Below are 15,346 nucleotides of genomic sequence, written 5' to 3' on the forward strand. Positions count from 1 at the left end.
ATACTTTTAGAATTTATATTACAGTGGAGGATGGTATTTTGTTAAAACTTGCAGCCTTTTTAAAGCCCTACAAAAAAGAATGTATAATTGGTCCAGCTTTTAAACTTTTAGAAGCAATATTAGAATTACTTCTGCCCACAATTATGGCACTAATTATTAACAATGGTGTGGATAAACAAAATATAACATATGTACTTAAAATGGGTATGATTATGCTGCTAATGTCAATTCTCGGTTTTTGCAGTTCTCTCATTTGCCAGTATTATGCAGCACGCACTTCTCAAGGCTTTGGAACAACCTTAAGAAATACTATTTTTAGGCATATATCTTCCCTTTCTTATACTGAAATTGACAGCTTTGGTACAGCTTCCTTAATAAATAGAATTACCAATGATGTAAATCAGCTTCAGCTTGCTGTTGCAATGCTTATCCGTCTAGTTATTAGAGCACCCTTTATATGTATAGGCGCAATCATAATGGCAATGATACTAGATCTTAGGTTATCACTAATACTATTTGCTGCCACACCTGTTTTTGCCCTTATTTTGTATTTTGTTATAAGTAAAGCTTCACCGCTTTACCGTAAATATCAACAGAAGCTTGATAAAATTGCGCTAATACTTAGGGAAAATCTCTCAGGAGTAAGAGTAATCCGTGCCTTTGATAAAACTGAAAATGAAAAGCAGCGTTTTTTTGCTGCCAATGATGATTTAACTGAAACAGCTATTAATGTTGGTAAAATATCTGCATTGCTTAATCCAATGACTTCCTTTGTAATGAATACAGTAATAATAGCTATATTATGGGCAGCAGGAATACATATAAATACAGGAAGGCTATCACAAGGAGCAATTATTGCCTTTGTGAATTACATTACACAAATACTACTGGCACTTATGGTGGTGTCAAATCTAGTGATTATTTTTACCAAGGCAATTGCTTCAGCAGGACGAGTAAATGAGGTTCTGGATGCAGTAACTTCAATACCAGACAAGACTCTAGAGGTTTCTTGCAGTACTAAAGGAAATACACTAGCTAAAACAGCTGTTTCATATGCAGCTAGCACTATGAACATTTTAAGTAACACTAATGCCAATAGATTAAATGATGCAGTTATTCAAGCTGAAACTGCTCCATCTATTGAATTTAATAAAGTTTCCTTTTCTTACAGCAATACAGGAGATATGGCTCTTGAGGATGTTTCCATAGCCATTAAACCAGGGGAAACCCTGGGACTCATAGGCAGCACAGGCTCAGGGAAATCTACCTTTGTTAACCTTATTCCAAGATTTTATGATGCTGTAAAGGGTAATATATTTGTAGAGGGAGTCAATGTTAAAGCTTACAGTCTTAAGAAGCTGCGCAGTAAAATTAGCATTGTACCTCAAAACCCATTGCTATTTACAGGAACTATAGCTGAAAATATACGCTGGGGTAAACAAAACGCCACTGAGGAAGAAATTATAGCAGCTGCAAAGATTGCACAAGCTCATGAATTCATATCAAAGCTGCCTGATGGATATAATACAAAGGTATCCCGAGGAGGATTAAACTTTTCAGGAGGCCAGAAACAGCGATTAACTATAGCCAGAGCTGTTGTAGCAAAGCCAAGTATATTAATACTTGATGATGCTGCAAGTGCCTTAGACTTTGCCACGGATGCTGCTTTAAGAAGGGCTATTAGAGAAAGCAGTAAGAACATGACGGTGCTCATTGTTTCTCAAAGAGTAAGTACAATAAAGCAAGCTGATAAAATTATTGTATTTGATGATGGACATATGGTTGGTATAGGCACACACAAAGAACTTATGGTAAGCTGTGAAGCCTATAGAGAAATATGTCTTTCACAGCTTTCAAATGAGGAGGCACATGTATGACATTAAAAAGAATTTTAAAATATCTAAATAATTATAAAATTTACTTATTTGGAGCACTTACATCTGCAATTTTAAGCGTGACAGCTAGCTTAATTGGCCCCCTTTTAATAGGCAGAGCTATCGACTATATGGCTGGATTTGGATCTGTAGATTTTAAAGACATATTAAAAATTTTAATTATTTTGGGACTAACCTATGTTTGTGGAAGCCTGTTTTTGTGGCTTTTAACATATTTTACAAATTGTATTTCCTATAAAACAGTTAATGCTATGCGCCATGAGCTAATGGAAAAAATTAATTCTTTGCCATTAAAATTCTACGATACCAATGCACACGGGGATACCATAAGCCGTTTTACAAATGATATTGATTTAATTTCGGATGGATTGCTGCAAGGCATATCAGCTCTACTAGCAGGTATTGTTACCATCCTAGGTGCAGTAGGCTTTATGCTTTATATAAGTCCCATTATGGCCTTAGTTGTGCTTTTGTCTGCTCCAGCTTCCTTTCTAATGGCAAGATTTATTACAAAACGTTCACAGCAAATGTTTAAGACTCAGGCAAAAAGCTTGGGGAAATTAAATGGCTATGTGGAGGAAATTATTGGAGGACAAAAGATTGTAAAGGCATTTAATTATGAAGAGCAATCTTTTAATGAGTTTAAGGAAATTAATGATGAGTTATATGCATCAGGGGTAAAATCCCAATTTTATAGCTCCTTAGCTAACCCTACAACTCGCCTTGCAAACAATTTTACCTATGCTATTATAGGGGTAATAGGAAGCCTTTTAGCTATTTTGGGAAAAATTACAGTTGGTGATATAACAAGCTTCCTTATATACTCAAATTTATTTGCAAAGCCCTTTAATGAAATAACTGGAGTATTTACTCAAATACAAGGGGCTATTGCCTCAGCCCAGCGTATATTTTATATACTTGATATGCCCTCAGAAAAATCTGATGATAAAGCTTCCCAAAAGCTTAAACATAGTGAAGGTAATATAAGCTTTAATAATGTTAACTTTTCATATACTACTGAGGTTCCTCTTATAGCAAATTTTAACCTAAAAGTTAAGCCTGGCAGCAGAATTGCAATAGTTGGGCATACTGGTGCAGGTAAAACTACTCTAGTAAATCTACTTATGAGATTTTATGAGATTAACAGTGGTACAATAACTATAGATGGCATTGATATTAAAGACATTACACGCAGCAATCTGCGCCGTAATTTTGGCATGGTACTTCAAGACACCTGGCTATTTGCAGGCAGTATAAGGGATAACATTGCTTACGGAAGGCCTAATACTTCAGAGGAAGAAATTATTGCTGCAGCTAAGGCAGCAGATGCCCATGGCTTCATAAGACGTCTACCAAATGGCTATAACACAATGATTACTGATGCCGGTGAAAATTTGTCACAAGGGCAAAAACAGCTTCTCACTATTGCAAGAGTGATGCTTGTTAATCCCCCAATGCTTATTTTGGATGAAGCTACAAGTAATATTGATACTAGAACTGAATTACACATACAAAAGGCCTTTATGAAAATGATAGAAGGAAGAACAAGCTTTGTTATAGCTCACAGACTATCAACAATAAAAGAAGCAGATCTTATTTTAGTCATGGACAAGGGCAATATTGTGGAAAGCGGAACCCATCAAGAGCTGTTAGATAATGGCGGCTATTATAAAAAGCTTTATTACAGTCAATTCGCACCTGTTTAAATATCCAGCATTATACTTACTTTACTTATGTCCTTTTTTATTTTAGGTGAACAATTTACCATGAAAACTTTAATTGCTGGTATTTTAATTACTGCCGGCACATTTGTAATGATATTTTAGAGTAGTGGCAAAATGGCATTCACATGAGTTATACTTTAACTCATGTGAATGCCATTATTATTTTATTAGATTATCTCAATTTACCCATTTGGCTTATAACCATATTGTAATATTGTCCCTTTTTAGCCATAAGACTTTCATGATTTCCTCTTTCTAATATTTGTCCATCCCCAATTACCATAATACAGTCTGCATCTCTAATAGTTGACAAACGGTGCGCTATTAGAAAGCTGGTGCGGTGTTTCATTAGGCTTAATAAGGCACGCTGAATATCCTTTTCAGTTTTTGTATCAACGCTGCTGGTTGCCTCATCTAGAATTAATATAGGGCTATCGCAGAGCACTGCTCTTGCAATGGCTAAAAGCTGCCGCTGTCCCTGGCTTAAATTATCTTGAGCCCCGGATACCATAGTATTGTAGCCCTGAGGTAATTTAGTAATAAAATCATGAGCACGAGCAAGTTTTGCTGCCTTAATAACTTTCTCATCAGAGGCATCACTTTGAGAATAGCGAATATTGTCCATAATTGTACCTGTAAAAAGGCAGGTGTCCTGCAGTACCACTGAAAAGCACTTTCTAAGGCTATTTCTTTTTAAATTTGTAATTGGTTCATTATCAATTAAAATTCTGCCACTGTCTGCATCATAAAAACGTGTTAAAAGATTTACAATAGTAGTTTTTCCAGCACCTGTTTCTCCTACTAATGCAACCACTTCTCCACTCTTTACCTTAAAGCTTACATTCTTTAATATAGGATTAGCTTTGTTGTAAGAAAAACATACATTTTCAAAGGCAACCTCACCTTTTGGCTGCTTTATATCAATAGAATCTTCAATGTCTGAAGGCTCCTCTTTATTATCCAGAATTTCAAAAACACGTTCTGCACCTGCAAGTGCGGATTGAATGGTATTAAACATACCAGCAACAGAATTAAGGGGTTGTGAAAATTGCTTGGAATAACTCATGAAGCTAACAACTGTACCTACTGAAAGTCCATAGCCTACCGACAATATACCACCAACAATAGCAACCAATGCAAAGATAAAATTGTTAATAACATTCATAAGCGGCATCATATACCCAGACCATATTTGAGCCATTTTACTGCTTTCATATAGCTTTTCATTAGTTTCTCTAAACTGGCTTAGAACCTCCTTCTGACGGTTAAAGGCCTTTACCATTTTTAGCCCCAATATATTTTCCTCAATTACTCCGTTAAGTGCACCAAGACTTTTCTGCTGTGACAAAAAATATGCACGGCTTCTGGTTGCTATTATACGGGTTAAAAGTACTACAAAAGGAATGCATAATAAAACCACAAGTGTAAGAGGCACATTTAGTGTAATCATAACTACAAAAGAGCCCACTAAGGTTAAAACACTTGATAATAGCTGTGTGGTAGTTTGCGCAATGGTGGAGCTAATATTGTCCACATCATTTGTAATTCTGCTCATGGTATCACCATGAGATCGTGTATCATAAAATTGCAATGGAAGCTTTTGCATCTTTTCAAAAAATTCTGTACGAAGTACAAATACCAATCTTTGTGAAACCTTAAGCATAATTACTCCATTAATAGTAGAAATGATCCAATTAGCTGCATATAAGGATATAATTATGAGTAAAAGCCATTCAAGCGTTTTTGTATCAACTGTTCTAGTTGCAATTTTAAAGCTGTTAAAGGTTTTTCCTGTATAATAAGGAATTGCAACAGAAATTAAGGATGAAAAAACTGTAAGCAGCATAGCTAAAAATATAGTTTTTCCAAAGCGCATATAAATTTGTACAATTCGCATTAGTGTACCTTTTGCATTTTTAGGTTTTGCAGTTGGTGCAAATCTATTTCCACCACCTCCACCTGGTCTTCCACCAAGAGAAGGAACCTTAGCCTGCTGGTTTGTAAATTGCTGTGACATAATTTCTAGTCTCCCTTACTGCTTTCTATTTGAGTTTTATAAATATCTCGATAAATCTCACAGCTTTCCATTAGCTCAGTATGGGTACCATATCCAACCTTAATCCCATTATCCATAACTAAAATTTGGTCTGCAAACATAGCTGTTCCGCAGCGCTGAGTAACGGTAATTACCGTTTGACTTCTTGTTTTAGAATTTATATTTTCTCTTACCTTAGCTTCAGTTACTGCATCAAGAGCACTAGTAGAATCATCTAAAATAAGCACAGATGAATTTTTAAGTATGCCTCGAGCTATTGAAATACGCTGCTTTTGTCCGCCTGAAACATTTACTCCGGCACTTCCTAAAAGGCTATCATAGCCCTCAGACATATACTCTATAAACCCTGCCTCAGCCTTAGCTGCCGCCTCATGCAGTTTTTCTAATGCAGCATCTTTGTCACCCCATCTAATATTCTCAGCAACAGTACCTGAAAAGAGCATAGGCTTTTGAGGAACAATAGCAATATTATTACGAACTACATCAATATTTAGTGCTTTAATATCATTGCCATCAAACAAAATTTTACCGCTATTTACATCATAAAAGCGAAGTAGCAGCCAAGCAATTGTAGATTTGCCGCTGCCTGTTGGGCCTATTATTGCAAGGCTTTGCCCCCTTTTAATTGAGAAGGATAAATCTTTAATTGCAGGTACACCACTTCCATTAGGATATGCAAAAGTGACATTTTTGAATTCAATATTCCCATTTAAATCTTTAATTTCACCACTGTGAGTAAAATCTCCATCACTTTCAATTATTTCTTTAATGCGCATTGTAGAAGCCTTCGTTCGCACAAAGGTATTAAATACGTTTGTTATCATAATTAAAGAGGTAAGAATTTGTGCCATATAAATTGTAAAGGCTGAAATATCACCTGGTTTTGCAAAGTTTAATGAAAAGAGCCTGCTTCCAATAAATATAACAATAACTGTACCAATTCCGACTACAAGTGTCATTAAAGGCGATACTAATGTAATAACCATTTGTGAGGCTATACCTTTTTCCATTAAGTTTTCATTTGCATTTTGAAATTTATCAGTTTCCTTGTCATAGGTTCCAAAGGCCTTAACTAAGCGTACTCCTATAAGATACTCCTGCACAGCGGAATTTACCTTATCCATAGCTTTTTGCAATTTATAAAACCTTGGATAGCTTAAGCTCATACTAATTATAATAAGAATGGTAACTACTATTACTACACCGTAAATTATAAGACTTAACCTGAAATTAAGCAGGCTTGCAAGTACTATACTGCCAATACAGGTAATAGGTGCTTTTAAAAAGATTCTCATTATTCCATTAACAAACTGTACTATTTGGGTGGTGTCGTTGGTCATACGTGTAATAAGTGAGCCGCTTTCAATTTTATCTGCACTTACTTCAGAAAAATTCACAATTTTTTCAAATAAGTCATATCTTAAATCTGCCCCCATGCGCTGAGATACAGTGCTTGCCAATATGCTTCGTGTTACAGCAAAGCAGGCTCCAATTACAGTAACAATAAGCATAAGGGCACCCCAGTAATAAACACCTGATAGCGCCCCCTGCTCAATTCCGGTATTAATGATATTTGACATAAGGGTAGGACCAAGCAAGTCGCAGATTGCCTCAAAGGCAACACAAAAAACAGCTATTAAAAAGGGAATTTTATATTTTTTGAAATACTTACTATATAAATTCATATTAATTATCCTCTTTTTCGTAAAAGTTATTAGTTATATATCTGAAACATAGTTAAATTCTATCTTGTTTTCTGCATTATGAATCTGACATTTTAACAAAAGAATATATGCTGTTATCAGTATAGTATTATTCTATAATAAATCCTATTCTTTTATCATTCAAGCTAATAAGGTGCAAATCTGTAATTGTTAATATTTTTTTAACCTTTATAATGGTGATTTTTCAATATATAAAGGGTAATGATGAATGGCATCCACATGAGTTACTACTTATTTAAAAATAAATGCCACCAGATTATAAATCTGGTGGCAGCCATATGACTTATTACTTATTCAAGGATATATTTGTGCTTGGCAATTTTTTTGTCTTAATATATTGTATCATAGCAGGTGTTACAAGCACAGCAATTTCCGGAAGTACATGAGGCAGCATATTGTCCATAGTTTTTGGCATTAAATCCGGCATCTGCTGTCTCATAAAATCAGGCATTTCAATCATGGTTTCAACTTCACGCAGCATATCCGGCATTACCTTTGGCATAAGCATTGGCATTAAAAGAGGCATCATCTTTGGCATTAATGGTTTAAATACCTTATCCATACCTGGTACTTTTACTAAGCCCATCATACCTCTTAATGGAGCTGGTAAAGCATCCATCATATTTGGAATAAGCTTAGTCATTAATTTAGCCATATTAGGTACCTGCATTAATGCTATTACCTTTTCAAATACACTCCACATTTCAAGGGCATAAGGAGTATAATCAGGAAGATCAATTCCAAGACCCTTTGCTGAAATAGCTGCAAGATCTTTAACTGGAAAATCAATATTATTTTCCTTTGCAGACACCCTCATTTGGAACTGACAGCAAGGGCATAGTGCAACAATTGCATCCGCACCAGTAGCCACAGCTTCATCCAGCTTTTTCTTGCCCAGTAGATTGGAAGTAGGATTTGGCTCACTTATACGTGTAAGGACAGAACCACAGCATAGTGAATTTTCCTTATTATGCTCCATTTCTACTAGTTCAACGCCAGGAATAGCCTTAAGCATTTCTCTTGGTGGCTCATAAACCCCACCAGCACGTCCAATATGACAGGAATCATGAAAGGTCAACTTCATATTTACAGGTTTTGTAAACTTCAATTCACCCTTTTTAAGTTTATCAACTATAATTTCTGAGTAATGTTTTGCTTTAAAATTATATTCAATACCTAATTTCTTTGCCCACTCTGGATAAATATTATTCCAGACTAACCAGCAGGCAGGACAAGAGGTAACAACAGTTTTTGCTTCATGTTCCTTCATATGTTTTACATTATGTCTTAGAATTTCCTCAAAAACATCCCATCTTCCTGATACCAGCATTGGTATACCACAGCAGGCCTCATCCTTCCCAAGAGTAGTAAACTCAACTCCTGCTGCATCTAATAATCTAACAGAAGCTTGACTGATATCATTTTCAACAAAAGCTGCTGTACAACCTGCAAAGTATGCTATATCAGCCTTATCCTTTATTTTAGGCTTAATATCTTCAGGTATCCATTTATCTCTATCCTTTGAAAAATTGGCCCAGATATTTTTTTCCTTTCTCGCACTGGATGCCATTAGCTCAAAAGCTGGAAAGGTCATTTGCTTTCCTGTATTAACTAATTCTCCACGCATTGCACCCCATGAAGGTTCAATTGGTAAATCAAGTTGGCAAACAAAATCACAGCGCTCACAGGTGGTACACATAAGAAATTTATCTGTCATTTCCTGATCAAATTTATCCTTACCTTCTGCGACCCTTCTTATAAAGGCCCATTTCCCCCTAGGACTGCTGGACTCCCATCCCTTGCCATCATAAAGCGTACATACATTTCTGCAATATCCGCATTTTGCACAGGAATAAGCGTACCATACAACATCACCTGGAACTCCTTTCTTAGACTTCCACTCTTCCTTTAATTTAGGTTTTATTCTATTCCCAACCATTCTAACCATAGGTTCAAACATTAAGGTCATAGTAATCATTTTGTTCATAAGCCAAATGCCTGAAAGCTTCCTTGGATTAAATATATCTTTCGGATCCATTTCCTTCTTAAAATTCTTCCACTGACTTATCTTCGTACCATGGACCTTATTAGCCTCACTAGCAAGATATAAACCAGAAGCATAAGCTCTTCCACCATAGCTTTTTGCAATCTTAAGTATAGATAAAGATAAAGTAAAAGCTAAATTAAAGGTAAATTTTCTAACATCGTGAGGAATTAGGCATAAAAGCACCACTTCGTTTTTACTTATCATAGTAGCTTCAATAAAAACTAAGGGTTTAACTAATGCATTAATCTCATTAATAACCATTGAAGCAGCACTTAATGGAACTAATACTTCAGCTGGAACGATTGAAGGCCCTATTCTTTTTATCTTCATAGGGTTAAATCTATCTTCCCATTCATGCTCGCTTATTTCACGTGAAAGCATTTTCGCTCCTGTTTTTTCAGTGAGTTCCGTAAGCTTTTTTTGAGTTTCCTTTGCTAGAGATTCTCTACAGGCAGCCATTATTATATAAGCTTCAGGAAGTATAGGCCTCTTCTCTATATGACCTTGATGTGTTTTAGGAGGCACTTTATTTTTAAGGGTTGAAGCTGTTGGGTTAAAAAATCCAATATGCCACAGAGGAACATTGTTTTCTCCAATTAGCTTTATAAGCTCTTGTACCATGGATGGTGTTTCAGCTTTAATCGCAAAAGGAACATATTTTTCAAATGCCTTGATTCTTAAGGTTATACTAGTTATTATTCCTGTGGTTCCCATAGCACCACTTACTAGTGAAAGTTCCTTACTTTGTAAAACCCTCTTTGTTCCATCTGGCAAAATAACTGCTGCAGACTCAACATTGTTTTCGAACCATCCATAAGAGTAGCTTCCAATGCCGCCGCCGCCCTGAGCTAGCCATCCACCAACTGTTGCAGCTGGAGCACTAGTTGGCATTAATCTTACAGAAAGATTTTTAGCATTTAGCCTAAATTCTAAATCTTTCCATATAAGACCTGGTTCAACAGTAACTGTATTATTTTTCTCATCAATTGCAATAATTTTATTAAAGTGAATTAACTCTAAAACAACACTTCCTTGAACTGGCACAACACCACCGTAGCCCGATGAAGCAGCTGCACGAGGTATTATTGGTACATTATACCTATTAGCCCATTTTACTACTTCTATAACTTGTTCTTCATTTTGAGGCTGAACAATGACATCTGGAGTTGTCTTCCCTACCAAAAGTTTTGGCATTGATGGTAGTTCACCCATATCTTCTTCATAAAGATGACGTTCTCTGATGTCGCTGTTAATTCTTAGTGACTCAATTTTTTTAAGTTCCTCAATTGCTTCATCCATTAATCCTTTATTTTTTTCCACCAAAATCCCACCTTAAATCGTTATCAGTTTAATAATACACTTTTTGTTAGTATATTTCAATATCGTAATATATAGATATATAGATTAATTTAATAACATTCACATTACTTATTACTTATTTAAAATAAATGCCACCAGATTAAAAATCTGGCGGCATCCACATGACTTATTACTTATTTAATTTTACCACTTGCCTAAACTCATATGACCTGCAAGTTCAGTCTTGCATCTCTGCTTAATAATCCATGCCTCATTTTTAGCTTGATTAAAGGCAGCTACACATTTTGGATCTAAGTTATCTTCAATACCTTCCTTGCTAAGAGCTATTATCTTCTCAGCTAAAGTAATTATTTCCATGTGTATTCCATTTGTCTTGTCCGAACGATATATTTTCCCAGCAGCTTCTTCACTAAGCTCTTCAAACTTATCTGGTCCTACACCACACTTAGGACACTTTTCCGGAGCTGCCTCACCTTCAAATATAAACCCACATACTGAACATTTAAATAATTTTTTCATAATCTTTTCCTCCATATCATAATTAATATTTTTCTTAATTTATTTACAATTTCATTTTTAATAATTATTTCTAATTAATAACTATTATCTATTTGATGTTTTCATTATTGCACTAATTCTCTTTTATGTCAATATATTTTTTGTATTTTTTAATGTCTTTCGTATTATTTAGTATTTTATATCTAATAAAAATAATACTCATACATATTTTTAACCATTTTACACATAAAAAACTCCCCTTTCGGTGTCAGATTTTTTATTATTTCATCTGTACACCTTAAGGAGAGCATATCATTATCTGGATGACCTATGGTACTATTTTAGAAATTTACTTCTGTGCCGTAATATGTGCACTTAAGCAGTTTTTCCATTTCAGCTGGAGTAATTGGCCTTGGATTTGAACCTGTACAAGCATCACCTACGGCAAGTTCAGCAATCTTAGCAACCTTTTCATTAAACTCTGCCTCGTTAATTCCAAATTCTTTTAAAGTCTTTGGAATGTTAAGTTTTACATTGTATTCGTCAATTTTTTCACATAGTTTTGCAGTAAGCTCTTCATCTGTTGCTCCTGTAAGTCCCACAGATTTAGCTATATCTGCATATCTGGAAGTTCCATTCTTTGCATTATACTTAATTACATATGGTAAATATATTGCATTTGCACAGCCATGAGGAATGTGACCTGTAGAGAAGGCAGCTCCGGTTTTATGTGCCATGGAGTGTACTATACCTAAAAGCGCATTTGAAAAGGCCATTCCAGCTAGACATTGAGCATAGTGCATTTGCTCTCTTGCGCCCATATCTCCTTTATAAGAATCTGGTAAATAATCAAATACCATATTTATAGCTTTTAATGCTAGTGGATCTGTGAAAGGACCATAGCAGGTAGAAACATAGGCTTCAATTGCATGTGTAAGAGCATCCATACCGGTATAAGCTGTAAGCTTTGCAGGCATTGTTTCTGCAAGGTCTGGATCAACTACAGCTACGTCTGGAGTAATGTTAAAGTCAGCAAGAGGATATTTAATACCCTTTGCATAATCTGTTATTACAGAGAAAGCAGTAACCTCTGTTGCAGTACCTGATGTAGATGGAATTGCTAAAAATTTAGCCTTTTGTCTTAAGGTTGGTAAGCTAAAGGGTTTGCATATATCTTCAAACTTTGTATCAGGATATTCATAGAAAATCCACATAGCTTTTGCAGCATCAATTGGAGAACCACCACCCATGGAAACAATCCAGTCAGGTTCAAATTCTCTCATTACTTCAGCTCCGCGCATAACAGTTTCAACAGATGGATCTGGCTCTACATTTTCAAATAACTTTACTTCCATACCTGCTTCTTTTAAATAACCAACAGCTTTATCAAGGAACCCAAAGCGTTTCATTGATCCACCGCCAACAACTACAATTGCTTTTTTGCCGCTTAAAGTTTTTAAAACTTCCAAGCATCCTTTTCCATAATACAAATCCCTTGGTAATGTAAATCTTGCCATTATTTTTACCTCCAATATATTTAATGAATTAATTAATTATTATTTGTTATTATTTTAACAAAGTTTTGCAGTTTTTGCAATATAAAAAAGCATCAAAATTAATTAGGTACCTTAAAATATTTCTTGACTTAGTTATCAAAACAGTTTATATTAAAATTATAGTTAGGTACCTTATTATATTTTGAGGAGGATTCAAATGGACAACAATACTCTTGATGAAAAGGATGAAAAAATAATTATTTCATCGAATGAATTACTATTTGCACTAAACAAATTTATAAATATGTACCAAAGAAGCTTATATCAAACACGAGTTCATTATACACCTTATCGTGGTCAGGTCAGACTTTTAAATATTATAGCTCAAAACGATGGATTGAACCAAAAAGAACTTACTGAAATATTGGATATCAGAGCAGCAACATTATCAGAGCTTCTAGATAAACTTGAACGTTCAAGCCTTATTAACAGAACAAAAGATGAAGTGGATAAACGTAAAATGCGAGTATTTTTAGCCCCTAATGGAATAGAGTTTTTAAAAAAATTTGAAAATCAGAATGATTTTTCAGAAGAAATATTTAAAAATCTATCCAGTGAAGAAAAATACTCATTTTATAATACCATTAAAAAGCTTTGTACTCATTTTGAAGCTCAGGCAATCCTTGAAGATTATGCTTTAAATGAACCATTACCACCTCACCTGAGAGGACATGTTCCACCACATGAAAGAAATGAACATAATTCAAATTCTCTTGATACAAAGACAATCCTTGAAGATTGTGATTTCAGTGAACCATTACCACCTCATCTGAAAGGACACGTTCCACCACATGAAAGAAATGGGCATACCCCAGATCTTCCATTAAACCATGACAAATAAAATGTATTTACATCATAAATCAAAATATAAGCTCTTTGCTAGATTTGTGCATAAAAAAGAAACTTTTACAAAACAATATCTAATTTGCTCATGCATTATAGATATTATTACAACATTTATTCCTATTATTGTTGCTTTGTCAAATCACCAATTCATATTTATTAAATGACCATAACCTATCTCGGTGGTTTAAATGAACATTTTTAATTATTTAATTGGTCCTAAAAAATATAGATATTATTATATATAAAATAATTAGAGAGGATTTATCTGTAATGAAAACTGTCTTAAATACTTTGTATGGATTTAAATCATTTTTATTAAATGAAAATTACGAATTTTTGATTAATATATTAACAAAAATAAAAGAAGTCTTGAAAAATGATTGGTTTTTATCCATTTCCTTATTTGCTGCTATTATAACTTCATTCTTCAACACTCCAAATTGGAGATACTTGGATTTCAAAGTGATTATTTGCTTGTTTGAATTGATGATTATTGTGAAAGCTTTTGAAGAATATTCCTTGATTAACCATATATCGTTATTGATTTTGAATCGGTGTAAAAATGAAAGAATTTTACTCCAGGTTTTGTGCTTATTTGCTTTTGTATCAGCCATGTTTCTAACAAATGATGTAACATTGATAGCAATTATCCCAATCATAATTAATATCTCTAGGAGAAGCAGTTATAATATTATTTTACCAACTATTCTTATAACAATTTCAGCAAATCTTGGAAGCTGCGCAACACCAATTGGGAATCCTCAGAATTTATATATTTTCTCTCATTACAAATTGCCTGTTGAGACCTTCTTTTCTTATTCATTACCGATTTGTATTGTAAGTTTGTTCTTACTAATTTGTATAACCTTCTTTATTAGACCTAAACGAATTTTTTTTACCATGAATGAAACACCAATACTTGAAAAAAAAATAATCGTGTTTTCAGCATTATTTGTTTTACTGATATTTAGTATTCTTGGTGCTATACCATATCTTGTAATTTTACCCATTTTAATATTAGTAACACTAGCTTTAAATAAAAGTTTATTTATAAAACTTGACTACCAGCTGTTAATTACTTTTATTTGTTTTTTCATTTCAGTAGGCAATATATCAAATATTGCTATAATACGAAGTTACCTAACATCTCTAACTCATACACCAGCAACTATTTATCTGTCTGCATTGCTATTAAGCCAAATCATAAGTAATGTGCCAAGCAGTATTCTGCTTGCACCATTTACATTCAACTGGCATGCATTATTTTATGGAGTAACTATTGGTGGACTAGGAACACCTGTTGCTTCTCTTGCAAGTATTATTTCTTACAAGATGTACATCCTTGAATATCCTTATAAAAAGAGAGAATATCTATTGAAGTTTATTTTATTAAACTTTTTTTGTCTATCAATTATAGGTTTAATTTTTTATAGCTATACTAAATAGAATTAAATTAAAACATAGCTACTAAACAATATCGTGAATAAGAGATCTAGGCTATTACAACTATGTTCTTAGCGGATGTAGCATACATGTAAAAAATAGGCCACATGATGGATATAAATTCCTCAATGTAGCCTATTCTTTTTTCATTAGTAGTTAGTGAACATTATCAGATTATACTATTGTATCCTTAATTTTAGTATTTTCAATTTTATAGGAATAGGTTGTACCATCTTC

General features: G+C 34.1%; 9 protein-coding genes. 4 read left to right on the forward strand and 5 right to left on the reverse strand.

All coding sequences use genetic code 11. The annotated features are described in order from the left end of the window. The first annotated feature begins 38 nt into the window (after nucleotides 1-38). Nucleotides 39-1,877, forward strand: a complete 1,839-nt coding sequence (locus tag ACJDUH_RS11610) for an ABC transporter ATP-binding protein (RefSeq protein ID WP_406765365.1) — start codon at nucleotides 39-41, stop codon at nucleotides 1,875-1,877. After that, nucleotides 1,874-3,601, forward strand: a complete 1,728-nt coding sequence (locus tag ACJDUH_RS11615; RefSeq protein ID WP_406765366.1) for an ABC transporter ATP-binding protein — start codon at nucleotides 1,874-1,876, stop codon at nucleotides 3,599-3,601. Before ACJDUH_RS11610 ends, ACJDUH_RS11615 begins: the two co-directional genes overlap by 4 nt. 190 nt (nucleotides 3,602-3,791) lie before the next feature. Here ACJDUH_RS11615 and ACJDUH_RS11620 read toward each other — a convergent pair whose 3' ends face one another. The 5 genes from ACJDUH_RS11620 to ACJDUH_RS11640 all read right to left on the reverse strand — a co-directional run bounded on the left by ACJDUH_RS11620 (nucleotide 3,792) and on the right by ACJDUH_RS11640 (nucleotide 12,781). Then, nucleotides 3,792-5,636 carry an ABC transporter ATP-binding protein gene (locus tag ACJDUH_RS11620; protein WP_406765367.1) on the reverse strand — a complete coding sequence of 615 codons (1,845 nt, stop codon included), beginning with the start codon at nucleotides 5,634-5,636 and terminating at the stop codon, nucleotides 3,792-3,794. A 5-nt stretch (nucleotides 5,637-5,641) separates the two neighbouring features. Continuing rightward, nucleotides 5,642-7,360, reverse strand: coding sequence for an ABC transporter ATP-binding protein (locus ACJDUH_RS11625; protein ID WP_406765368.1), 1,719 nt, complete (start codon nucleotides 7,358-7,360; stop codon nucleotides 5,642-5,644). Nucleotides 7,361-7,685: 325 nt separating this feature from the next. Continuing rightward, nucleotides 7,686-10,766, reverse strand: a complete 3,081-nt coding sequence (locus tag ACJDUH_RS11630) for an FAD-binding and (Fe-S)-binding domain-containing protein (protein WP_406765369.1) — start codon at nucleotides 10,764-10,766, stop codon at nucleotides 7,686-7,688. Between the two features lie 183 nt (nucleotides 10,767-10,949). Further along, nucleotides 10,950-11,285 carry a rubredoxin-like domain-containing protein gene (locus ACJDUH_RS11635; protein ID WP_406765370.1) on the reverse strand — a complete coding sequence of 112 codons (336 nt, stop codon included), beginning with the start codon at nucleotides 11,283-11,285 and terminating at the stop codon, nucleotides 10,950-10,952. 320 nt (nucleotides 11,286-11,605) lie between these two features. Further along, nucleotides 11,606-12,781, reverse strand: coding sequence for an iron-containing alcohol dehydrogenase (locus tag ACJDUH_RS11640; protein WP_406765371.1), 1,176 nt, complete (start codon nucleotides 12,779-12,781; stop codon nucleotides 11,606-11,608). A 196-nt stretch (nucleotides 12,782-12,977) separates the two neighbouring features. Here ACJDUH_RS11640 and ACJDUH_RS11645 point away from each other — a divergent pair, with 196 nt between their 5' ends. Together ACJDUH_RS11645 and ACJDUH_RS11650 are read left to right on the forward strand one after the other, a co-directional pair. After that, nucleotides 12,978-13,661 carry a MarR family winged helix-turn-helix transcriptional regulator gene (locus tag ACJDUH_RS11645; protein ID WP_406765372.1) on the forward strand — a complete coding sequence of 228 codons (684 nt, stop codon included), beginning with the start codon at nucleotides 12,978-12,980 and terminating at the stop codon, nucleotides 13,659-13,661. Nucleotides 13,662-13,876: 215 nt separating this feature from the next. Next, nucleotides 13,877-15,112 carry an SLC13 family permease gene (locus ACJDUH_RS11650; RefSeq protein ID WP_406765373.1) on the forward strand — a complete coding sequence of 412 codons (1,236 nt, stop codon included), beginning with the start codon at nucleotides 13,877-13,879 and terminating at the stop codon, nucleotides 15,110-15,112. Nucleotides 15,113-15,346: the final 234 nt, after the last annotated feature.

Origin of the sequence: Candidatus Clostridium radicumherbarum, from assembly GCF_045310525.1 — a bacterium.
GTDB lineage: Bacteria > Bacillota > Clostridia > Clostridiales > Clostridiaceae > Clostridium_AT > Clostridium_AT radicumherbarum.